17 protein-coding genes and 2 tRNA genes are annotated in these 22,829 nt (G+C 63.3%); 8 read left to right on the top strand and 11 right to left on the bottom strand.

Features of this window, described 5'->3' with window-relative positions; all coding sequences use genetic code 11:
- The 6 genes from FHR23_RS15920 to FHR23_RS15895 are packed head-to-tail and all read right to left on the bottom strand — an operon-like array spanning position 1 to position 10,048.
- Complete coding sequence (locus FHR23_RS15920; protein WP_184005971.1) at positions 1-1,008, bottom strand: DUF2891 domain-containing protein; 1,008 nt, start codon at positions 1,006-1,008, stop codon at positions 1-3.
- Positions 1,005-1,958 carry a DUF979 domain-containing protein gene (locus FHR23_RS15915; RefSeq protein ID WP_184005969.1) on the bottom strand — a complete coding sequence of 318 codons (954 nt, stop codon included), beginning with the start codon at positions 1,956-1,958 and terminating at the stop codon, positions 1,005-1,007. The genes FHR23_RS15920 and FHR23_RS15915 overlap by 4 nt, the downstream gene beginning before the upstream one ends.
- The gene (locus tag FHR23_RS15910; RefSeq protein ID WP_184005967.1) at positions 1,955-2,626 is read right to left on the bottom strand and encodes a DUF969 domain-containing protein; all 672 of its coding nucleotides are present in this window, start codon (positions 2,624-2,626) and stop codon (positions 1,955-1,957) included. Before FHR23_RS15910 ends, FHR23_RS15915 begins: the two co-directional genes overlap by 4 nt.
- Positions 2,623-6,186, bottom strand: a complete 3,564-nt coding sequence (locus FHR23_RS15905) for a hydantoinase B/oxoprolinase family protein (protein WP_184005965.1) — start codon at positions 6,184-6,186, stop codon at positions 2,623-2,625. The genes FHR23_RS15910 and FHR23_RS15905 overlap by 4 nt, the downstream gene beginning before the upstream one ends.
- Positions 6,187-6,242: 56 nt before the next feature.
- Positions 6,243-8,126 carry a sensor histidine kinase gene (locus tag FHR23_RS15900; protein ID WP_246359956.1) on the bottom strand — a complete coding sequence of 628 codons (1,884 nt, stop codon included), beginning with the start codon at positions 8,124-8,126 and terminating at the stop codon, positions 6,243-6,245.
- Complete coding sequence (locus FHR23_RS15895) at positions 8,126-10,048, bottom strand: putative bifunctional diguanylate cyclase/phosphodiesterase (RefSeq protein ID WP_343043206.1); 1,923 nt, start codon at positions 10,046-10,048, stop codon at positions 8,126-8,128. The genes FHR23_RS15900 and FHR23_RS15895 overlap by 1 nt, the downstream gene beginning before the upstream one ends.
- Before the next feature lie 200 nt (positions 10,049-10,248).
- Between FHR23_RS15895 and FHR23_RS15890 the strand changes: the two genes are divergently transcribed.
- Both FHR23_RS15890 and FHR23_RS15885 read left to right on the top strand, forming a co-directional pair.
- Positions 10,249-13,101, top strand: coding sequence for a M16 family metallopeptidase (locus FHR23_RS15890; protein ID WP_184005961.1), 2,853 nt, complete (start codon positions 10,249-10,251; stop codon positions 13,099-13,101).
- Between the two features lie 116 nt (positions 13,102-13,217).
- A complete protein-coding gene (locus FHR23_RS15885; RefSeq protein ID WP_184005959.1) occupies positions 13,218-14,300 on the top strand; it encodes a cell wall hydrolase in 1,083 nt (360 codons plus the stop codon).
- Between the two features lie 63 nt (positions 14,301-14,363).
- Here the strand turns inward: FHR23_RS15885 and FHR23_RS15880 are convergent, their stop codons facing one another.
- The 4 genes from FHR23_RS15880 to FHR23_RS15865 form a co-directional block, all read right to left on the bottom strand.
- On the bottom strand, positions 14,364-14,741 hold the full coding sequence (locus FHR23_RS15880) for a hypothetical protein (protein ID WP_184005957.1): 378 nt from the start codon (positions 14,739-14,741) through the stop codon (positions 14,364-14,366).
- Between the two features lie 169 nt (positions 14,742-14,910).
- A complete protein-coding gene (locus FHR23_RS15875) occupies positions 14,911-15,366 on the bottom strand; it encodes a YybH family protein (RefSeq protein ID WP_184005955.1) in 456 nt (151 codons plus the stop codon).
- Entirely contained in the window at positions 15,363-15,776 is a 414-nt protein-coding gene (locus tag FHR23_RS15870; protein WP_184005953.1) for a hypothetical protein, read from the bottom strand. Before FHR23_RS15870 ends, FHR23_RS15875 begins: the two co-directional genes overlap by 4 nt.
- Positions 15,769-17,751, bottom strand: a complete 1,983-nt coding sequence (locus FHR23_RS15865) for a putative bifunctional diguanylate cyclase/phosphodiesterase (RefSeq protein ID WP_221227589.1) — start codon at positions 17,749-17,751, stop codon at positions 15,769-15,771. Before FHR23_RS15865 ends, FHR23_RS15870 begins: the two co-directional genes overlap by 8 nt.
- A 234-nt stretch (positions 17,752-17,985) precedes the next feature.
- On the opposite strand from FHR23_RS15865, the gene moaA reads away from it, so the two are divergent.
- From moaA to FHR23_RS15835, 6 genes are all read left to right on the top strand, one after another.
- Positions 17,986-18,963 carry a GTP 3',8-cyclase MoaA gene (moaA, locus tag FHR23_RS15860; RefSeq protein WP_184005951.1) on the top strand — a complete coding sequence of 326 codons (978 nt, stop codon included), beginning with the start codon at positions 17,986-17,988 and terminating at the stop codon, positions 18,961-18,963.
- Complete coding sequence (locus tag FHR23_RS15855; protein ID WP_184005949.1) at positions 18,960-19,736, top strand: NAD kinase; 777 nt, start codon at positions 18,960-18,962, stop codon at positions 19,734-19,736. Before moaA ends, FHR23_RS15855 begins: the two co-directional genes overlap by 4 nt.
- Positions 19,737-19,785: 49 nt before the next feature.
- Positions 19,786-19,860 (top strand) — tRNA-Asn (locus FHR23_RS15850).
- Positions 19,861-19,901: 41 nt separating this feature from the next.
- Positions 19,902-19,976 (top strand) — tRNA-Asn (locus FHR23_RS15845).
- Positions 19,977-20,164: 188 nt separating this feature from the next.
- On the top strand, positions 20,165-20,845 hold the full coding sequence (locus tag FHR23_RS15840) for a response regulator transcription factor (protein WP_184005947.1): 681 nt from the start codon (positions 20,165-20,167) through the stop codon (positions 20,843-20,845).
- Positions 20,842-22,287: a sensor histidine kinase gene (locus tag FHR23_RS15835; protein ID WP_184005945.1), complete on the top strand. Its 1,446-nt coding sequence runs from the start codon at positions 20,842-20,844 to the stop codon at positions 22,285-22,287. Before FHR23_RS15840 ends, FHR23_RS15835 begins: the two co-directional genes overlap by 4 nt.
- On the opposite strand, the gene FHR23_RS15830 is transcribed toward FHR23_RS15835, so the two are convergent.
- Positions 22,235-22,612 carry a PepSY domain-containing protein gene (locus FHR23_RS15830; RefSeq protein WP_184005943.1) on the bottom strand — a complete coding sequence of 126 codons (378 nt, stop codon included), beginning with the start codon at positions 22,610-22,612 and terminating at the stop codon, positions 22,235-22,237. The two genes, FHR23_RS15835 and FHR23_RS15830, sit on opposite strands and share 53 nt — an antisense overlap.
- Between the last annotated feature and the right edge of the window lie 217 nt (positions 22,613-22,829).

The following is a 22,829-nucleotide window of genomic DNA, read 5'->3' as shown; positions in this document are numbered from 1 at the left end:
TCAGTCCCTCTCATCCCCCAGTAGCGCCAGCAGCGCGAAGCTCGCCAGCCAGTGCGTGCCGGCATAATGGCTGTCGAGATGCGGCAGCGCAGCGGCAAGATGCGCGTGCGCTGTCTCCTCTACGATCGACCGCACATCGCCGGAAAGGCGCGGTACCAGCGCCTGCCAGCACCAGGCACGGCTAAGGTTCAGCCCGTCGAGATGCGCGATTTTACCGTCGGTGCGGTCGCTGACCGTCGCGGGGGTGAACAAGGTATCGGGTGAACCTGCGGCGAGGTTGGGGAAAAATCCGGACAGCCACACATCGAACTGCGCTTCTGGCATCACCCGCATCACGCACAGCCCCTCCACCAGCGCAGGCGAGAGGAATTCATCCCCGCCCGGCTCGCCCCATGCCGCACAGTCGCGATCCGATCCGTACCAATGCGCCACCCGCACGCGAATCGTTTCGGCCAGTACCGCATCGAATCGGTCGGCCCATTCCAGCGCCAGCGCCAGTGCGAATGCCGTGTTGGCATGCGTCCCCGTCCGGATCGGATAGGTCATCCGCTTCAGATAATCCGCCAACATCCTACCCAGCCCGTGTGCCAGCGGCGCGATCCGCTCCTCCCATGGCTGATCCGTATGGCGCGATGCCTCCAGATGCAGATACAGCAGCCATGCCCAACCATAGGGCCGTTCAGATGCTGAAGCGGACGGCGCGTCAAAATAGGCGCATTCGGCCGCCAGCCCCTTCGTCGTAAAGCTCTCTTCAGCCAGCGCCGTGATGCGCTCCGCAGCCGCCATGTCCGGGAATTTCCGCCGCAGCGTCAGCAGCAACCACCAGCCATGCACACAGCTATGCCAGTCGAAACTGCCGAAAAACACCGGATGCAATTGCCGGGGCGTGCGCGCATCTGCATCGCATGTCAGCACATGATCGATCTTGTTGGGATATTCCTGCCGCACATGGCCAAGCGCGATATGCGCAAACCGTTCGGCCAGTGTCGCATCGAGTGTCTGTGTCATGAAAATCCGAACCAGTAGAGGATAAGGATGTTGCAGACGAGCAGCGGCAGCGCCGTCATCACCTGCGCGCGAATGACGCCATATTGGTCGTCGAGTTCCAGCAACGCCGCAGGCACGATGTTGAAATTCGCCGCCATCGGCGTCAGCAGGGTACCGCAAAAGCCGGATAACATGCCGACAGCGCCGATCACCGCCGCATCGCCGCCATCGCCATGGATCAGGATCGGGATACCGATCGCCGCCGCCATCACCGGAAAGGCGGCAAAGGCATTGCCCATGATGATCGTGAACAATACCATGCCCAGCGCATAGACGAGCACCGCCAGAAAGATGCTGCCGGACGGAATGATCTGCCCGGCAATCGACCCGATTGCGGTGCCGACCCCTGCGGCTGCGAAAACCGCGCCCAGCGCCGCCAGCATTTGCGGCAGCACCGATGCCCAGCCAATCGAATCCATCAGCCGCCGCCCTTCTTGAATCGGTGCGGACGCGGGCGGTTTCAGCCATGCCATGCTCAGCGCAAGCGCCAGCAACACCCCCAGTCCCAGCAGCAGCAGCGTCACCCAATGGCGTTCCAGCAACCCGCTGTCGGCCAGCGGCGTGTAGGTGAACAGCAATGTGCCGATAAAAGCCGTGATCGGGATCATCAGCGCAGGCAGAAACAGGCGGTTGCCGAACCGTTCCGACGCCGCTTCCCGGCTTTCGGGCGTGCTGCTCTCGACACTGCCGCGCCCCAGCCTACCCGTGCCCGCAATCACCACCAGCGCCAGTACCAGCACGCCGTTGCCGCGATCGCCCAGCAGATCGCCGAACCAGAAGCTGATCGCGAGCAGTCCCCAGAATGCGGCGTTGCCCCAGCGTTTCGCATTACTGTTGTCACGCGCGCTGGTGATCGCAAAGGCGGCGAACATCGCACCCGCCAGCCCATAGAGCCATCCCAGCGTGATCATGACACGCGCTTCCCCAGCCGCCGGTCGAATCGCAACAGCCGGAACCCGTGAATGACGAACGCACAAATCGCAGGCGGGATCGCCCAGAGCGATAGCTGCAACGGCGTCAGCATCACCCCATCCGACTGCATCACCCCCTGTATCAACAGGATCGAGCCGACCGCGACGAAGATATCCTCGCCGAAGAACAATCCGACATTATCGGTGGCCGCCGACATGGCGCGAACCTTCTCACGGGTTTCATGCTCCAGTTCACCATGCTGACGCTCTGCCGCTGCCTCCGCCATCGGCGCGACCAGCGGGCGCACCGTCTGGGCCGGACCCGCGACCGAGGTCAGCCCGACCGCCGACAGCGCCTGCCGCGCGACGAGATAGGCCAGCAACAGCCGCCCGGTGGTTGCCCCGTGCATTCGCCCGATCAGCGTGCGAGCGCGCTCCTGCAAGCCATAGCGTTCAAGCAACCCGATCACCGGCAGCACGATCCACACGACCGAGACATAGCGATTGTCGTTGAACGCCTTACCCAGCGTGCCCAGCACGTCGAGCGGCGACAAACCGCCCAGCACCCCGGTCGCAATCGCGGCCACAAACACCACCAGCAACGGATTGAAGCGCAGCGCAAACCCGGCAACCACCAGCAGGATGCCGAGCAACGGCAAATAGGTCATGCCACCCCTTTCGTTCCGAACCCGCCGCCGCCGGGCGTTTCGATGACGAACGCATCGCCCGGTGCCATGTCCGCCGATCCGGTCGCCGCCAATTGCTCGATTGTGCCATCGGTGCGCTCGACCCAGTTACGCCCCGGTGCCGCATCGCCGCCGCCCCGGATACCGCGCGGCGCGACCTTGCGCCGGTTGGCGAGCATATTGGCGCGCATCGGCTCCAGAAAGGTGATCCGCCGCACCACGCCGTTGCCGCCATGATGCGCGCCCTCCCCGCCCGATCCCTGCCGGATGGCGAACCGGTCGAGCCGCACCGGCAGGCGGGTTTCGAGGATTTCGGGGTCGGTCAGGCGGCTGTTGGTCATATGCGTCTGCACGGCATCGGTGCCGTCATGATCCGGCCCCGCGCCCGATCCGCCCGCGATGGTTTCATAATATTGGTGCTCGGCATTGCCGAAGGTGAAGTTGTTCATCGTCCCCTGCGACGGGGCCAGCCTGCCCGTCGCGGCAAACAGCGTGTCGGTAACCACCTGGCTGGTCTCGACATTGCCCGCCACCACCGCCGCCGGATAGACGGGGTTGAGCATCGACCCTTCGGGCACGATCAGCGTGATCGGACGCAAACAGCCGTCGTTCATCGGGATCGCATCGTCGATCAGCGTGCGCACGACATAGAGCGCGGCCGCCCGCACGATCGAATGCGGCGCGTTGAAATTGTCGGGAAGCTGCGCACTGGTGCCGCTAAAGTCGAACGTGGCAGCGCGCCCTTCGCGGTCGACCCGGATCGCCACCGCCACCTCGGCGCCATTGTCCATCGCATAGGTAAAGCTGCCGTCATCGAGCCGGTCGAGCAGCCGCCGCACCGCCTCTTCGGCATTGGCCAGCACATGGCCCATATAGGCGGCAAGCACGTCCGCCCCATAATCGCGCGCCGTCTCCACCAGCCCGCGTGCCCCGCGCGTACAGGCGGCAAGCTGCGCGCGCAGATCGGCGATATTGCGATCCGGGTTACGCGCCGGATGCGGCCCGGTGGCCAGCAGTGCCCGCATTTCGGTTTCCCGGAACCGGCCTTCATCGACCAGCAGGAAATTGTCGATCAGCACGCCCTCATCCTCGATCCGGCGGCTGTCGGGGGGCATTGACCCCGGTGCGATGCCGCCGATATCGCTATGATGCCCGCGCGCCGCGACAAAGGCGGACGGAGCATCATCGGCATCGTCATAAAATACCGGCACGATGACCGTAATATCGGGCAGATGCGTGCCCCCGCGATAGGGATCGTTGAGCACATAGGCGTCGCCGCGTCGAATGCCGCGCCCGTCGGCGCCGTTCCCACGCGCCTCGATGATGGTGCGGATGCTTTCCCCCATCGACCCCAGATGCACCGGGATATGCGGCGCATTGGCGATCAGCGCGCCGGATGCGTCGAACAGCGCGCAGGAGAAATCGAGCCGCTCCTTGATGTTTACCGAACTTGCCGTTGCCTGCAACGCCGTGCCCATCTCCTCGGCGATGGCCATGAACAGATTGTTGAAAATCTCCAGCATCACCGGATCGGCCTCGGTGCCGACGGCATGATCCCGCTCGGCGGCCTTGACACGCGTCAGGATCAGCGTGCCGTCCGCCGCACGGTTTGCCTCCCACCCCGCCTCGACGATCGTGGTGGAGGACGGGTCCAGCACCAGCGCCGGTCCCGCAATCCGCTGTTCAGCCGCCATGGTCTCGCGCCGGAACGCCGACCAGTCGCCTGCTGCAATCGCCTGCGCGCCCGCACCCGGCGGTACTGCAAAATCACGGCCATGCCCGCTACCCGCTCGCGCCTCGACGACCAGCGTATCGAGGATGACAGTCGCCTCCGGCTCGGCATAGCCGAAACGTTCGCGATGCAGCGTGTGAAACGCCTCGCGCATCGCGGCAACCGGCCCCAGCGGCATTTCCAGCGCGGTATCGCTGCCTTCCAGCCGCGCGCGCACCCGGCATTCGCTGTCGATCTGATCGGGTGCAAAACCCTGTTCGTTCAGCGCCGAAAGCGCCTCCGCCTTCAGCGTTTCGAGGGCGCGGGCATAGTCCTTCCCGACCGGTTTCAGCCAGCTCGCCTCACGAATGACCTTCACTTCGGCCAACCCGATGCCATGCGCCGACAGCACACCCGCCAGCGGGTGCACCAATATCCGCTCCATGCCCAGCGCATCGGCGACACGGCAGGCATGCTGCCCCCCTGCCCCGCCGAAACAGGCCAGCGCATAGCGGGTCACATCATAGCCGCGCGCGATCGAAATCTTGCGAATGGCATTGGCCATATTGTCGATGGCGATGCGCAGGAATCCCTCGGCAATCTCCTCCGGCGTCATGCGCTTGCCGAGTTCGCGTTCGACCGCCTCCGCCACCTCCTGCAAACGCGCCCGTGCCGCTTCGACATCCAGCGGCTGATCCCCGTCGGGACCGAACACCGCCGGGAAATGCTCCGGCGCAATCCGGCCCAGCGCGACATTGCAGTCGGTCACCGTCAGCGGCCCGCCATTGCGGTAACAGGCCGGCCCCGGATGCGCGCCCGCGCTTTCCGGTCCGGTACGAAAACGCATCCCGTCGAACCGACACACCGATCCGCCGCCTGCCGCAACGGTGTGGATCTGCATCATCGGCGCGCGGATACGGACGCCCGCGACGACGCTGTCATCGGCCAGTTCGAACCGCCCCGCATAATGCGACACATCGGTCGAGGTACCGCCCATATCGAACCCGATCAGCCGCTCCTCCCCCAGCGCGGCCGCGGTTTCCACCATGCCGACCACACCCCCCGCCGGGCCGGACAGGATCGCATCCTTTCCGCGAAACGCGCCTGCTTCGGTCAGGCCGCCGTTCGATTGCATGAACTGAAGCGGCACGTCCCCACCCACGCCCTTGCGCACGCGATCGACATAGCGGCGCAGCACCGGCGACAGATAGGCATCGGTGACGGTCGTATCCCCGCGTCCGATCAGCTTGATCAGCGGCGCAACCTCATAACTCGCCGAAATCTGACCGAAGCCCAGGTCGCGGGCGATGTCTGCGACCAGCTTTTCATGATCGCTGTGCAGCCAGCCATGCATGAACAGGATCGCCAGCGAATCGATACCGTCCGCCCGCACCGCCTCCAGCGCGTTGTGCACTGCCTGTGCATCCGGCGCGCGCAGCACCTCGCCATCGGCGGTCACCCGCTCATCGACCTCAACCACGCATTCATAGAGCTGTTCGGGCAGAAGGATATGCCGCGCGAAAATATCGGGCCGCGCCTGATGCCCGATGCGCAGCGCATCGCCCAGACCGCGCGTGGTGATCAGCGCAACCCGGTCGCCCTTGCGCTCCAGCAGTGCGTTCGTGGCTACCGTCGTGCCCATACGTACACGCTCCAGCGTGCCGCCTTCGTCCACCAGCACGCGCCGCACGCCTTCGCTGGCGGCATCCTCATACTGGCCGGGATTGTCGGAGAGCAGTTTCTCGACGCGATAGCGTCCGTCGGAACAGCGTGCGACGATATCGGTAAACGTACCGCCGCGGTCGATGGCAAAGGTCCAGCTTTCGGTCACGCCCCCTTGAAGCAGACCATGAAGCCTTGCTCAACGCCTGATCACAAAAATGCCGGTCAGGCAGCGATTCCCATTGCCGCCAGCGCTTCGGCAGGTGCCGCTTTCACCGTCAGGATCGCGCAGGCGCCCAGCCCCTTGCCCTCGCTTTCCAGATCGAGCGCCCCCTCCATCGCAACCATCGAATTGGCGCACCAGTGCAGGCCAAGCCCGCCCGATTTGTGTGCGCGCGTCGAAAATCCGCGCTGGAAGAATTGCGGCGTGTTGCCGGGATCGAAGCCCTCTCCATCATCCTGAATGGCGATCTGCACCTTGCCGTCGTCACGCTCGGTCACGCTTACGCTGATGCTTCCGCCTTCCCTGTCGGATGCTGCAATCGCTTCGGCAGCATTGGAAAACAGATTGCCGATCACCTGACTCAACAGCACGCGATTGGCCTGCACCCAATGCGGCCTGGACGGGAAGCGAAACGCGATCGAATGCTCCCCCGAATAGCGTGCAATCGTCGCATTCTGGGCAATGATGTCGGTGATGTCGCAGGTTTCGAGTTGCGGCCGCGCATGGGCATCCGCCTGTTGCTTACCGATAATCTCCAGCACATTGTGCAATGCGCCTCGACCGACCTCCATCTGTTCGGCTCGGTCGGCGCGCTGCGCTTCGTCCTTGTCGAGCGCAGCCGTCACGAACGTGGCCAGTTTCTGGCGACGCGCCTCATCGATGTCTCCACGCGCGAGTTCTCCGACCGCGCGGTCGAGCATCTTGCGATCCACCGCCGGTGTTTTCGCCGATCCGTGTGAGAGGATCGTGCTGATGGGATTGAGCGCGTTGCGGACATTATGCATCACCGCCACCGCGCTTTCCGACTTGCCCAGCTTGAACGACTGCACCTCAAGCTGCTCGCGCAAATCCTTCAACTGGCTCAGCATCGCGTTGAAGCTGGTGACGAGGCTGCCGATTTCATCGCGCCGGTCAATGCTGGTCAGAATGCCCAGCGTGCCGGATGCGCGCACCATCTGCATATGCTGTTCGACCTTGTTGAGCGGGTCGAGCACCAGCCGTCCGATCATTCGCCGCAGCAAGGTCAGCATGATGACCAATAACAGGATCGTACCGCCAACCGCGACCAGCAGCATATTGCGCCCCAGGATCGACAGGGTACGCGGTACGGAGAAGCGCGCCGATGCGACCGGAACTCCGTCCGGCCCGGCAACCGGCACGGCAATATCCAGCGTATCGCTGTGGCTGATCACTTCATTTTCCGCGACCGGGCTTGCTACATCGATATCGGCCTTGAGCTGCAACAGCTTGGAAAGCTGTGCCGAGGTCATTCGACGCGCGATCAGGACATAGCCGCGCGGTGTTCCGCTGCCGTCGCTACGGCGCACCTGCGCCACCCCGACCGCGGCCAGCGCGTCGCCCAGTTTCAGGTAGAAGGCAGCCGAATTACTGCCGGCCAGCACCTTTTTGAAATTCAGCGCGTGGATGGCGTTAACAAACCGCTGTCGCAACGCCGGTTCTTCACGCTGGCTGTCGAGCCCGATCCAGCGCACGATCTGTATGCGGCCGTCATTATGGACATAAGCCATGCCGTTGGCGCCGAGATTGACCAGCGCCAGGGTCGAGAAGCTCTCCACCTCAAACGCATGGCTGGGCTTGCCCATATAGGCATAGCTGGAATTCCAGTCGCCATAGTCGCGCACCGAACTTTCCACCTTGGACGCATATTCGTTCAGCGCGACATGCGTGCGGTCGATATGCCCGTCGACGGTCTGCCGCTCCAGCTTGCCGAAGCTGGGCATGATGACCGCGGCCAGCAATACGGTGATCGCGACAGCGCCCAGCAGGCCGACCCCGGTCAGGATCAGCAGCAACTTGCCCCCCAGCGACCCGTCCGCAGCGACCAGACGCATGGGGCGGTGGATCGCCTGCCCGGTGTCAGCCATTATCCGTGCGTCCCGTTACCCGGCTGCGTATCCTCGTCCGAAACGGTTGCCGGCACCGGTTCCTCCACCGGCATCAGGTGGCGTTGCTCCGCCAGCCGCGTGGCGACATCGGCATCGACCGGGCGCGACAGGAAATAGCCCTGCATATGACTGCACCCGGCCACCCGCAGCGCCTGAAGCTGCGCTTCGGTCTCCACGCCCTCGGCCACGACCTCCAGCCCCAGCGCCTTGCCGAGATGGATGATCGAATGGACGATCGCAGCGGATTCGCGTTCGCGGCCCATGCCGTCGATAAAGCTGCGGTCGATCTTCAGACAATCGAGCGCAAAACGGCGGATATTCCACAGGCTGGAATAGCCCGTGCCGAAATCGTCCAGCGCAATGCGGAACCCCATCTGACGCAGGCGATACAGCGTATCGGCGGCACGTTCGGCATTATCGAAAATCGCGGTTTCGGTAATTTCGATCTGCAACCGGTTCGGCTCAACACCGGCATGCTGCGTGCGTTCGACGACATGCCCGACAAAATTGGTGCGGCGGAACTGGCGCGGCGAGAAATTGACCGAAACATATTGCCCCGGCCATTGGTTCAGCATCGCCAGCGCTTCATCCAGCGCCCAGTCGCCCAGTTCGTGGATCAGGTTCGATTCCTCGGCAATGGGAATGAACATCGCGGGTGAGATCGGACCGTATTCAGGGCTGTTCCAGCGCATCAGCGCCTCAAACCCCGTCACTTCCAGATCGCTGTGCGAACAGATCGGCTGAAACACCATTTTCAGCTCGCCTCTGGCGATCGCCTGACTCAGGCCGCCTTCGATCTGGCGCCGAAAGCGGATCGATTCGTCCATGCTTTCATCGAACACGCGCACGACGCCGCGCCCTGCCCGCTTCGCTTCGTTGAGCGCCAGGTCGGCGCGACGCATGACGTCAATGGGATCGGATTCGGTCCGGGCCTCCACGACATGCACGCCGAACGAGGCACTGCCCTGCACCGAATGTCCGAAAATCCTGAAAGTCGTAGAGACTTCGCGGATCAGCCGTTCGCACAGCATCACCGCATCGTCCTCACCGGTGACTTCCGCCAGAATACCGAATTCGTCACCGCCCAGCCGCGCGACCATGCCGCGCTCGCCAAGGCAGGTCTGCAACAAACCATAGACAAGGCGGATCAGTTCATCACCGGCCAGATGGCCGAACGTGTCGTTGACCAGCTTGAACCGGTCCAGATCCATCATCCCCATCGCGAAACAATGCTGCGCCCGCACATGCTCGGTCAGCGCGCGCTGAAACGCCAGCCGGTTGGGCGCATCGGTCAGCGTATCGTGGTTGGCCAGATGCATCGCCTTTGATTCATTGGCGGCAAGCTCCAGCTTCTGTTCCTCAAGCAGTTCCACCTTTTCGGCGAGCGCCACCCGCGCGGCGGCAAGCTCGCGATCCGCCTGCCAGCGCTGGGTCAGCGCGGTCGCGGTCTGAACCACCTCTTCCACCTCGAACGGCTTGGCGATGTAGAAAATCTTGTCGGCGGGCCCTGCCGCGCGCGAAATATCAAGCGGGGAGAAATCGGAATAGCCGGTGACGATCACCAGATTGATGTCGGGGTCGAGTTCGCGGATACGCTTTGCGGTTTCCTTACCGTCGATCCCCGGCGGCATCCGCACATCGATGAACGCCACCGCATAGGGGCTGTCGGCCTCCAGCGCGGCACGTACCGCCGCCACGGCGTCCAGCCCCTGCATCTTGTAGGTGCAGTCGAATTCCGGCTGCTGCGTTGCGGAGGCCTCTTCCTGTCCGGCATCGTCCCCGAACAGTTCGGCCGCCATATCGGACAGCACCGAAGCGTCATCGCCATCATTCCCGGTGCGAAAACACTGGCGATAGCTTTCCTGCATCGCCGGTTCATCATCCACTATCAGAATGCGCACGCCGCGAAATCCTTCCCCAAATATCGACCTTGCCATTCGCTAACCATGCAAGGTTAACGGGCCGTAAAATATTCGTTTGCTTTCGGGGCATTTCGGACGATCCGGACCGCTGATGCGATAAATCCGGCAGTGTCATGAGCAGTTGACACACCGAAGGCTATCCCCGAACAATCAGTCATCATTCTGTGGGGGAATTTCTAATGCGTATGAGTCGTGCCGCCCTGTTCGTGGGCGCCGCCCTTCTTCCGTTCACCGCCAGCGCCCAAACCGCGCCCGCTCCTGCCGCCGCGACGTCCGGCGACGGTGTGAAACCGCTGAATTTCACGCACCGCACGCTCGCCAACGGGCTGCAGGTCTATGCCATTCGCGACACGAATACCGCGACCGTATCGGTACAGGTCTGGTACAAGGTCGGATCGAAGGACGATCCCAAGGGCCGGTCTGGCTTTGCGCACATGTTCGAACATCTGATGTTCAAGGCGACGCGCAATCTTCCAGCCGAATCGATGGATCGCCTGACCGGCGATGTCGGCGGCTATAACAACGCTTCCACGAACCAGGATTACACCAACTATTATGAGGTGATCCCGGCCAACCATCTGCAACAGCTTCTGTTTGCCGAAGCAGATCGTATGTCCTCGCTGGTCGTCGACCCGGCCGTGTTCAAGTCCGAACGCGAAGTGGTGAAAGAGGAATTGCGCACCCGCGTCCTGGCCCAGCCCTATGGCAAGCTCTTCTATCTCTATTTCCCGGAAATCTCGTTTCAGACCAGTCCCTATGGCCGCCCCGGCATCGGCAGCATCGCCGATCTCGACGCCGCGACAATCGACGATATCCGTGCCTTTCATGCGACCTATTATCGTCCTGACAACGCGGTGCTGGTGGTCGCGGGCAATTTCGATCCGGCAGAGCTGAACAAATGGGTCGATGAATATTTCGCGCCGATCAAACGACCGGATCGCCCGATTCCCACGGTTTCGACCACGGAACCGGAGCGCACGAAAGCAACGCATTACACGGTATATGAAAAGAACGTACCGCTGCCCGCGGTACTGATCAGCTACCCCATTCCCGCCGATGACAGCGCCGATACCCCGGCGCTGTCGGTGCTCAACGCCGTCCTGTCGGCAGGCGAGAGTTCGCGCCTCTATGAAAATCTCGTCTATCGCGACCAGTTGGCACAGGCCGCCGACACCTTCATGGACAGCAAGAAGGGAACCGGTGCGCTGGGCGTCTACGCGATCATGGCACCCGGCAAATCGGCGAAGGCGGGTGAAGCCGCGCTGCGTGCCCAGATCGCGTCGCTGCGCGACAAGCCGGTGAGCGCCGCCGAACTGAACGAGGCCAAAAACCAGATTCTGACCGGCAGTATCCAGGGCCGCGAAACCGCCGACGGCAAGGCATCGACGCTTGCCTCTTCCGTGGTAATCGACGGCAATCCGCACGCCGCCGACGAACAGCTTGCCGCCATTGCGAAGGTAACGGCCGCCGATGTGCAGCGCGTGGCGCAGAAATATCTGGGCGAGAATCGCTCGGCGGCGCTGCTCTACCTGCCGGAATCGGCCAAGCCCGCCGACGCGACCGGCGATACCGTCGCGGTATCGAAAACCATCGCGGTCAAGCCGCTGGTGACGCCGCCCAATGTCCCGGTCGTCGAACTGGCGCCGCCCAATCAGCGCAAGCCGCTGCCGCCGGTCGGCCCGCCGGTCAAGGTGGCGATGCCGACGCCTGTGGTGACGAAACTCGACAACGGCATGCAACTGGTCGTCGTCCATCGCTCCGAACTGCCGCTGGTGACCGCCGTGCTCGAAACGCGCGGCGGCGGTGCGCTCGACCCGTCGGGCAAGGCGGGGCTGGAAAGCCTGACCGCCGACCTGATGACCAAGGGCACCAAGACCCGTTCCGCAACGCAGATCGCACAGGCGGTCGAATCGCTGGGCGGCTCGATCAGCAGCGGCGCAAGCTGGGATGGTCAGGGTGTGACCATCACGGTCAAGGGCGACCAGATAACGCCTGCGCTCGACATCCTTGCCGATGTGGCCCGCAATCCGGCCTTTGCGCAGGCGGAAATCGACCGCGCCCGCACCAAGGAACTGGGCAATCTGAAGGTATCGCTCAGCAACCCCGGTGCCCTGTCGGGCATTGTCGCCAATCGCGCGGTATTCGGCACCAAGCCCTATGGCCACCTGTTGTCCGGCACTCCAAAATCGCTGACTTCGCTGACCCGTGACGATGTGATGGGCGCGTATCAATCGGTGTGGAAACCGGAAACCACCTCGCTGGTGCTGGTCGGTGACATCAATGAGAACGATGCCAGGGCGCTCGCCGACAAGCTGTTCGGCGACTGGCAGGCGTCGCCCGATGCTGCCACCCCGACCGCGCCCGATGCGAATGCCGCCTATCCCGCCCCACGCGTTATCGTCGTCGACATGCCCGGCGCCGGTCAGGCAGGCGTGGTCGTCGGGCGTCCGGGCCTGAAGCGTTCGGCACCCGATTACTATCCGGCCATCGTCGCCAACTCCGTACTCGGCGTCGGCTATTCATCGCGCCTGAACACCGAAATCCGCATCAAGCGCGGCCTGTCCTATGGCGCGGGAAGCTCGCTCGACGGACGCCTTGAAACCGGGCCGTTCATGGCGAAGGTGCAGACCAAGAACCCGTCCGCGACCGAAGTGGTCGGCCTGATCCGCACCGAGATGGAAAAGCTGGGTACTGATCCGGTCGGCACCAAGGAACTTGACGCGCGCAAGGCGACGCTGATCGGCAGCTATGGCCGTTCGACCGAAACCAATTCGGGCATCGCCGGTATCCTGTCGAGCTATATCGTCGAGGGCGTGCCGCTGGATGAGATCAAGCGGTTCATCCCCTCGGTTCAGGCGGTGGACGCGGCGCAGGTGCAAAAGGCGGCGGAAAAGCTGCTCAATCCCGATGAGGCCAGCATCATCGTGGTCGGCGATTCCAAGCAGTTCCTCGACTCGCTGCGAAAGGAATATCCGAAGGTGGAGGTCATTCCTGCCGCTTCGCTCGATCTGGACTCGCCGACCCTGAAATAGGGGAAGGCCCTCGATTTCCCGCGGCGAAATGCTTGACGACAGGTCAAAGTGTTTCGTCGCGGGACAGACGAAATCGGGCAGGCGCGCGGGCCGCTTGAATCGACTATATCGCCGACATGGAATGGCGGCGGTTCGCACATTGGACATGGCATAAGCAGCTGGCGGCAATCATCGCGTCGCTGCTGCTGCTCGGCTTTGCCGCCCATGCCGCACGCGCCTCGCTCGACCAGATCGCGCCGCCTGCGCCCCCGCCCGCAATGCCCAAAGGCTATGAGGCGGAGGATCATTTTCCCGGCGCGCTCTATTTCTACGTCGCCGATGACGATGCCGCTCCTGCGCCGGGTGTAACCGGCACGACCGAGCTGCCCGACCAGCCGGTACCCGCCGCCCTCGACATCGATACGCCGGATGACACGATCACACCCGCCAGACCGTTCCTGATGGCAGGCACGCCGACCGACTATGCCCGCGCGCTGCAATGCCTGACCACCGCCATTTATTATGAGGGCGCGCGCGAACCCACCGACGGGCAGGAGGCGATTGCGCAGGTGATCCTCAACCGCGTCCGCCACCCGGCCTTCCCGCGCACCGTGTGCGGCGTCGTGTATCAGGGGTCACAGAATACGGTATGCCAGTTCAGCTTCGCCTGCGACGGCTCACTCGCCCGCACGCCCGAGCGCAAATATTGGGACCGCGCGCAAAAGGTTGCCGCCGCGGCGCTGGCCGGGTTCGTGTTCAAGCCGGTGGGCCTTGCCACCCATTACCACACCTATGCTGTACGCCCCGCCTGGGCAAAGACGCTGGTAATGACGGGCGTATTCGGCGCGCATTTCTTCCATCGCTGGAAAGGCTGGTGGGGCACGGCGGCCGCATTCGACGAACGCTATGCCGGGGGCGAGCCGGTTCCCGGCCCACATCCGCGCATCGGGACGCCGGAGGTGCAGGTCGCAAGCGTCACCAGCCCCGCGCCGCCCGTCCCCACTGCCCTTGTCCCCGCTCCTTCAGCGAGCACGACACCTTCAAAATCCGCGATGACCAAAGCAGTTACCGCAAGCAGCAGCATCACCGCCGCCTATCGCGACAGCGGCACGCCGATCAGCCCCGCCGCCGACGGCTCCGGCCTCCCGCAATCGCAGGTGCTCGACAAGTGGAAGGATTCGGGCAAGCCGCTGAAGCCCTCCCTTGCAGGCGAGGAATGACGCCAAACAAAAGCGGGCGGCCCTTCCGGCACCACCCGCTTCAGTCATACTATCTACCCGCGCTTAGCGGCGATACTGATGGCCGCGATCATGGTCGTGCCCACGGTCATAGCGCGCTTTCACCTGGCGATCGTGCGACTGGCGATTGACCTGCTGCGACAGACGGTCGAGCCTGCGATTAAGGTCGCGCAGTTCGCCGCCGGTCAGACGATGACCGCTGATGCGATAGCGATATTCCAGCCGCTCGATCTGCTTCAGTTGCAGCCGCAGGTTGCGGGCTTCACGCGTGGTCAGCATTCCGCGATGGGCGTTATAGCTGATCCGCTGTTGAATATTGGCCTGCTGGCGGTTGACGCTGCCATAGGTGGCGGCACTCGCGGTCGCGGGCAGGGCCGCACCGGCGATACCCAACCCGGCGACGAGCATGGTGATCCTGTTCATGGGCGTTCTCCTTCATTGCGACCGGGTCTTTCCGGCCTGTGAAAGAGAATAGGATTCGTCTGTAACCGCCATGTCCCGGCGATCGTACAAAACTGTCGCCAATTGTCGCAATCGCAGCGGTTTCGTTCAGCTTCGCGCGCAGACCATCGGCAATATACAGCGGTTTGTTCTAATCGCTGTGGTCGGCGATGATCTTCCACCCCGCTTTTTCATGGGCGAACACCAGACTGGTCATCCCAGACAGGGCAGGAACCCCGTTGCGCGCATCCAGATGCCATTGCGCGATCAGCAGCGCGTGGGCATTGCCCAGCATGCGGAAATCCTTTGGCGTGAACCACAGTCGCTGGGGCCTGCCCTTCGCATTCGGCCCGAACACGGCGGAATAGCTGAGGATATAGCGTTTGCGGATCGCCGCCTTGCCGCGCACCACGCCGTTCTTGCCGGTAAAGGTCGTTCCCGCCCCGTCGGAATAGACCGACAGAAAACCGTCCAGATCGCCCCGGTTCCAGGCATCGGCCGACGCCTGCAACGCCGCCAGCACCGGCACGCGCGCTGAAACTTCACGAGCACCCGCGGGAACCGCCAGCGTCATCAGCGCCAGCACCGCCATCACCATTCGCATCATCTTGTTTCTCCCAGCGGAACCGTCAGTTCGACTTCTTCCGCCTCTTCCAGTTCATCGGCGGTGAAAACCTCCCGCGTCATCACGAACGCCCCGCTATGGCGGGTCAGCGCCCATTCGCCGCTGACTTCCGTCCCGTCGCCGCTCACCGTACCGCGATAGGCGACGGCATGGGCGAGCCTGCCGCTGCCGTCATATTGCTTGGTAAAGGCCAGCGCCGCGCCATTGCGGCTGCCATGCACGATCGCGTGAAGAGTCCCGGCGGTATCGTACAGGTCCGGCTCGCTGATCAAACCGGAAACGATGCCGGCACTTTCGGAAAGCAGTGCGATGAACCGGTTGGGCAGGACATTGCCGCTGCCGCTCGTCCAGCGCCCGTACCAGACGCCGGTGACATCCTTCGGGTCAGCCATGCCGCGCCACCAGTTCGGCCAGCGCCGGGGTCTCCAGCGGTTCTGCGCACAGGAACCCCTGATAGAGCTGGCACCCTTCCTTGGCGAGCAGTTCAAGCTGTTCGGGGGTCTCCACCCCCTCGGCAATCACCGTCAGGCCCAGCGAGCGCGCCATGTCGATTACGCCGCGCACCACCACCCGGTCGCGCGTGCTGCCGGTAATGTCCTGACTCAACTGGCGGTCGATCTTCAGATAGTCGAGCGGCAGCGCCTTCAGATAGGCAAGGCTGGAATAGCCGGTGCCGAAATCGTCGATCGCCACCCGGCATCCGGCATAGCGCAGCTCTGAAAGCAGCCGCGCAGCATCGGCCAGATCCTCGATCAACCCGGATTCGGTAATTTCGATCGTCAGCCGCGAACGCGGGAAGCCGCTGCTGTCGATCCGGTCGAGCAACAGGTCGGCAAAGCCGGGCCGCGCTGCGTCTTCCGCCGTGATGTTGATCGACAGGCGCAGCTTCGACAATGCCTTCGGCCATGCAGCGGCACCAGCCAGCGCCACCTGTTGCACGCGATCCGACAGGGCAATGCCCAGCCCGGCGCGGTCGGCGGCAGCGAACAGCGTCTCCGCACCCAGTTCACCGAATTGCGGATGTCGCCACCGCGCCAGCGCTTCCACCCCGCTGATGCTGTTCGTCGCAATCGCCACCTGCGGCTGAAAGCGTACCTCGATCTCGCCGCGATCCAGTGCCTTGCGCAAATCTTCCGCCAGCCGTTCGACCGGCACTGTATCCTGTGCCTGAACCGTGGACGACACCCGCCCGTCGCGCGCATCGGCAAGAGCCTCCGCACCACGACGCAGAAAACGCGCTGCATCGTCATCCGGCATCGCCGCAATCGTCGCAATCCGGACGCCCAGCGGCATCACCCCCTCTTGCGCTGCGAAGGGACGCGCCAGAGCAGCCTGCACCTCGTCAGCGGCGAGCGCGATGCGAGGCGGCGAAACCGCTGCGGCGATCAGGAAATCCGATCCCCCGATCCGTGCAACCAGCACATCGCGCCCCAGTGCGGCATGCGCCACTTCTTCCAGTCGCCGGGAAACCTGACGTAACAATGCATCGCCCGCGGCCCGGCCATAGGCGGTATTGACGACACCGAAGCGCGACAGACCGATCAGAATCGCACTTGTATCCGTCTCCGTGTCTTCCAGATGTTCGGCCAGCCAGCGCCTTGCCCCATGGGCATCGCGCACCCCGGCCAGCGCATCGCGCACCACCGCACCGGCATCGCTGATCCTGCCCAGCGGCTCGACCAGCGCGTGCAGGCGCCAGCGCCCTTCGCCGAGTTGGAGGTGCTGCACCATCCGCCCGTGCGGCGGCAGGGCATGGGCGAACGCGGTGGTGGGCGTCGTCTTGCTCAACCGTCGCAGCGCCAGAAACGCCGCGCGGCGTTCGGCAGCCGGCAATTGTCGCAACAGGGTACTCGCCATCGTATCTTCGGGCATTTCCAGCAATACCGCCAGCGCAGGCGTCAACTGCACCTTTCCGGATTGTGCATTGTACCGCCAGCCCAGCGTCTCCGCTGCTTCCTGTGGCAGAAGTTCGACAAGGTCTTCGGGCGGGCGGACCGCCGCCTCGGCAAACCGAATGCCGTGGATCAGTTCAGCCTTGCCCAGCGGACTGGCAAGAAAATGCGTGGCCCCTGCCGACAGGAAATCGCTTAACCGGTCCAGCATGGATTGCGATACCAGCACGACCAGCGCACCGCCGCGCGATGCCACCGGCCCGCTCAGCGCCTCGGTCGCGGCAAGGCCTTCCTCCAGCGCGCCCCGCGCATCGACGATCGCCACACCCGCACCGCTTGCCAGCCAGCGCCGCTCAATCCCGTCGGCACGCCGCGCGGCAATCACCCGCCAGCCGGCATCGGCAAGCGATGTCGCCAGTTCGTCACGCTGTCGAAAGGACAGGATGAGGATCGGAGCGCCCGCGCCAGCCTTCAATCGATCCCCCGTTTCCCGTCCATATCTGTCTGACTAGCGCAGCCGGTGCCGCGCGCCAATCTTCTTGGTCAGAGTCTGTTTCGAATTGGTTAGAGTCTGTTTTGAAAGTAGCGGGTCGGCGACTTTCGGACGTGGCACCGAATTTTCCAAACAGACTCTGAGACTAATCGCCCCAATATCTTGTGCCTGCCCGCCCGAACGCCTAGCTGTTCAGGCATGGCAAGCGCCCCGCCCATGATCGACAGCCACGGCCGGCGAATCGAGTATCTGCGCATATCGGTTACCGATCGGTGTGATTTGCGATGCCGGTATTGCATGGCGGAACATATGACGTTCCTGCCGCGTGACCGGCTGCTGACGCTTGAGGAAATCGCGGCAATCGCCGAACGCTTCATCGAACGCGGTGTGCGTAAGATCCGGCTGACCGGCGGCGAGCCGCTGGTGCGCCGCGATGTGGTCGAACTGTGCCGCTGGCTGGGAAGTCATCTGGGCAACGGCCTAGACGAACTGACGATGACGACCAATGCCAACCGGCTGGCCGATCACGCGCATTCCCTGTTCGATGCCGGGATGCGGCGGATCAATGTCAGCCTCGACACGCTGAACCCTGAACGCTTCCGCTTCATCACCCGCCATGGCGATATCAACCGCGTGATGAGCGGCATCTTTGCCGCGCGCGACGCGGGGCTGGCGGTCAAGATCAATATGGTCGCGCTCAAGGGACTGAACGCGGATGACATCGCGCCGATGCTGCGCTGGTGTGCGGATAACGGATTCGACCTGACGCTGATTGAAACCATGCCCCTGGGCGCGATTGACGAGGATCGGGTCGATCGCTTCCTGCCGCTCACTCAGGTGCTGGACGGTCTGCAATCGCAGTTCACGCTGACACGCGCCGATCATCGCACCGGTGGGCCTGCGCGCTACTGGAAACTGGCGGACAGCGATACGCGGCTCGGGCTGATCTCCCCGCTCACCGCGAACTTCTGCGACGGGTGCAACCGCGTTCGCCTGACCACGGAGGGAAAGCTGTTCATGTGTTTGGGGCATGAGGATCAGGTCGACCTGAAAGCCGCCTATCGCGCGGGTGGAGAGGCGCTGGATGACGCCATCGACATGGCCATGCTGCGCAAACCCGCACGCCACGATTTTCGTATCGAGCGCGATGCGGCCCCCGCCGTATCCCGGCATATGAGTGTGACCGGCGGATGAGCGATACCGCCCGGCGCGCGCTCGTCGCCTCGCCTACCCATTCCGCTCAGATCGCGGCGCAGGAACTGCGCGATGCCCATGACTGGGTTCCGATGGAAGACGCCGATATGGTCGTCGCGCTGGGCGGCGACGGGTTCATGCTGCAAACCCTGCACGGCATGCTGGAACGGCGGCGCATCCTGCCGGTATTCGGCATGAATCTCGGCACTATCGGGTTCCTGATGAACGAATGGCGTCCCGAGGGACTGGTCGAGCGTCTCGAACGCGCGCGCAGCTTTCGTGTGACCCCGTTACAGATGACTGCGCGTGGTGTGGACGGAAAGACGCATGTTCTGCCCGCGATCAACGAAGTCTCTCTGCTGCGCGAGACACGCCAGACGGCAAAGCTGGAAATTACCGTCAACGGCCATGTCGTCATGCCTGAACTGGTGTGCGACGGGGCGCTGGTCGCAACGCCGGCCGGATCGACCGCCTATAATCTTTCTGCCAACGGTCCGATCCTGCCGCTGGGATCGTCGCTGCTGGCGCTGACGCCGATCAGCCCCTTCCGTCCCCGGCGCTGGCGCGGTGCAATCCTGCCCGAACGCGCGGAAATCGGCATTCGCGTGCTGGAGGCTGAGAAACGCCCGGTCAGCGCCGTCGCCGATCAGCGCGAACTGCGCGAAGTATCGCGAATCGACATCGCGCTGGACCGGATGCGCACCCTTACCCTGCTGTTCGACCCCGAACATGCGCTCGACGATCGCATTACGATGGAACAGTTTATCGCCTGAGGGCTTGCATAGCCAAACAACGTCGGTATAGAGCCGCGCACGGCTTTGTTCCCTGATAGCTCAGCGGTAGAGCTCTCGACTGTTAATCGAGCGGCCGTAGGTTCGAATCCTACTCAGGGAGCCAGCCGCCCCACAGGGGCGCGACCAAAGCCCGAAACCCGGCATTCCCCGGTAGCTCAGTGGTAGAGCAATCGGCTGTTAACCGATCGGTCGCTGGTTCGAATCCGGCCCGGGGAGCCACCTCATGCAATCAGCGCAGAACAGCGAGGCGGACTGTTCCCCCGGATTCGGGATATGGGTCGGGGCAAGGCGCCGATCGAACGCTTTCATTTTCAGGGAAACGTGGTTGTGTCCCATCCTTCGGATGCGGATATTCGCGCGCGCAGAGTCATCAATCGGTCACAGGACGCCCTTATCGCAACGCGCTTATGAAGCTGCTTGTGATCGAGGACGATGCCGCCATTGCCGGTCTGCTCGTTTCAGGACTGAGCAGCCATGGCCATCACACCGTTACTGCCTCCAACGGCGAAGATGCCGTCGTCACGCTGTCCGAACATCGGTTCGACGCGGTGATACTCGACCGCATGCTTCCCGGTATCGACGGTATAGAAGTGTTGCATCATATCCGTCGCACGCATGACTACCCCCCGACTTTGATCCTCAGCGCGCTGGGGGACACTGCCTCGCGAATCGAAGGGATCGAGGCCGGGGCCGACGACTATCTGGTCAAGCCGTTCGACATGCTGGAACTGAATGCGCGACTGAATGCAGTCGTGCGCCGAACCGGTCGCACCGATCCGGCAGGGGTATGGGCCATCGGCGCTATCGAGGTATTCGCCACCCATCACAAGGCCAGTCGCAACGGACATGCGCTATACCTCAACAAGAAGGAATTCGGCCTGCTCATCGAACTGATGCAGCATTGCGATCAGGTTGTGACCCGGCGAATGCTGCTCGAACGTGTATGGGGATACAGTTTCGAACCCGGCACCAATATCGTCCAGAGCAATATCAGCCGCCTGCGCACCAAGCTGACCGAGTTCGGCGATACCGACCCCATCGAAACCGTGCGCGGGTCGGGATACGTGCTGCACAGCGCGCTTGCATGAAGGCGGTGCTGCGCGCCCTGCCGATGCGTTTCGGACTTCGCGCTATTGTCCCGCTGTTCGGCCTTGCGCTTGCACTGGTGCTGATGGTGCTGGGTGTACTTGCCTTCATGGTGACCGAAAACCGGCTGAATGCTCAGGTCGACCATTCACTGTACAAACGCGAAGCTAAACTGTTGAAGCCCATGGCCAGCGGGCGAGCGCCGACGCTTGACGATATTCGTGCCCGCATCGATGCGCGCGAAACCGGCCGGACGATCAGCCAGGTCGGCCACCGCCTGATCGATCCGCACGGCACGCAGATTGCAGGCACCGTCACGCAACTTATCGGCAGCGGAACGACCGCCGGCCCGGTCGAGTTCGAGGAAATGCGCGGCCATCATCTGCGCAGCGGGCGCGCGGTTACCGTGCCTCTTTCCGACGGTGGCAGGCTCGACATCGTTGCGGAAAGCGAGCTGGTCGAGAATATGGGCAAGATCGTCTGGCCGATGTTCCTCGCGATGCTCGGAGTGGCGATTTTCGGCGGGATCGCGGTCAGTATCGCTCTCAGTCGCTTTATCGCGGCCCGACTGGACACAACACGCAGGACAGCCGATGCGATCATGGCGGGCAATCTGTCCCTGCGCGTGCCCGTCGACCCGCTCGACGGCATGTTCGCTGACCAGGCGCGCAGCTTCAATCATATGCTCGACCGGATCGAAGCGCTGATGCAGCGGATGCGCCAGATATCCACCGATATCGCGCATGACCTGCGCACGCCGATCACCCGGTTGCGCGGAACGCTGGAGGCCTGCGCCGACGACCACTGCCGGCCCGAACGCCGTCATGCGCTGACCGAAATCGCGTTACAGGAATGCGACGATATCCTGCGTCTGTTCAGTTCGCTGCTTCGCCTGTCGGAAATTGAGGCAGGACGGCGGTCGATCGCATTCGATGCGCTGTATCTGCCGGAATTTGTCGGGGAAACAGTGGAATATATGCAGCCGGTACTGGAAGATGCCGGACTGCACCTTCGCTGCGGCGCCATGACAGATGCGAGCATTTGCGCCGATCGCGACCTGCTCAGCCAGTTGCTCGTCAACCTTCTCGAAAATGCCGCCTGTCACGCGGGCGCGCGCGCAGAGGTTACGGTCAGTATCCTTCGCCCTGTTAAAAGCGAGATGATCCGCATCCGCGTCGCGGACTCCGGCGGGGGAATAGCGGCGGCCGACCGTGAAAAGGTGCTTCAGCGTTTCGTCCGGCTGGACACCAGCCGCTCGCGGGCGGGCAACGGGCTTGGGCTGGCGCTGGTCGATGCGATTGCACGGCTGCATGGCGGCATCGTCACGCTGGGCGACAACCGCCCCGGCCTGATCGTCGATGTCCACCTTCCGCTGGCCGGTCGGCGAATGATCAGGCCGGCGGTCGCGACCGCCCCCGTCTGCGGCGGTTTGATGCACGCCTAAACGCCATGGACAGGTACATCCAGAAGCCCGAGGCCGCGAAGAAGATCAGCGCCAGGCCGGAAGCAATGCTGATCGCCACGCCGACCGGGCCGAATGCCTCGCCCGAATGCACCTGTTTGAGCCAGTGTCCCCATTTGCCCAGTTCCGTACGCTTTTCATGCTTAGAAGAGGCGGGCGAGTTGCCGCTGTCATTGCCCGCATGCGGCTGTGCATGGGCGGGAGGGCGGTTGAGGATTTCCATGATCTGAATGCCCAGACCGGTACAGGCGATCGTCAGGGCAAAAAATGCGAAAACAGGGGCCATCATACGATGCCATTTGCGCATCGACTCACTCCTGAGCAGTTGTGAAAAAGCATTTGAAATGTTCGGGGCAAACAACCCGATCCAACCGGCCGGGATGAATATCATCATCCCGGTCGCAGCTCTTGCCCGGCTTCTGGCCAAAACGAAACGCCGCTGAACATTCTAATTTTGTAACCTTTGCCCGATCCGCCGGTTCGTCACAAAGCTGTCACGCCCGCTCCATAGGCGCACCGCAACG

The organism is Stakelama sediminis (assembly GCF_014199335.1).
GTDB lineage: Bacteria > Pseudomonadota > Alphaproteobacteria > Sphingomonadales > Sphingomonadaceae > Sphingomonas > Sphingomonas sediminis.
This window is presented reverse-complemented; position numbering and strand designations above follow the sequence as displayed.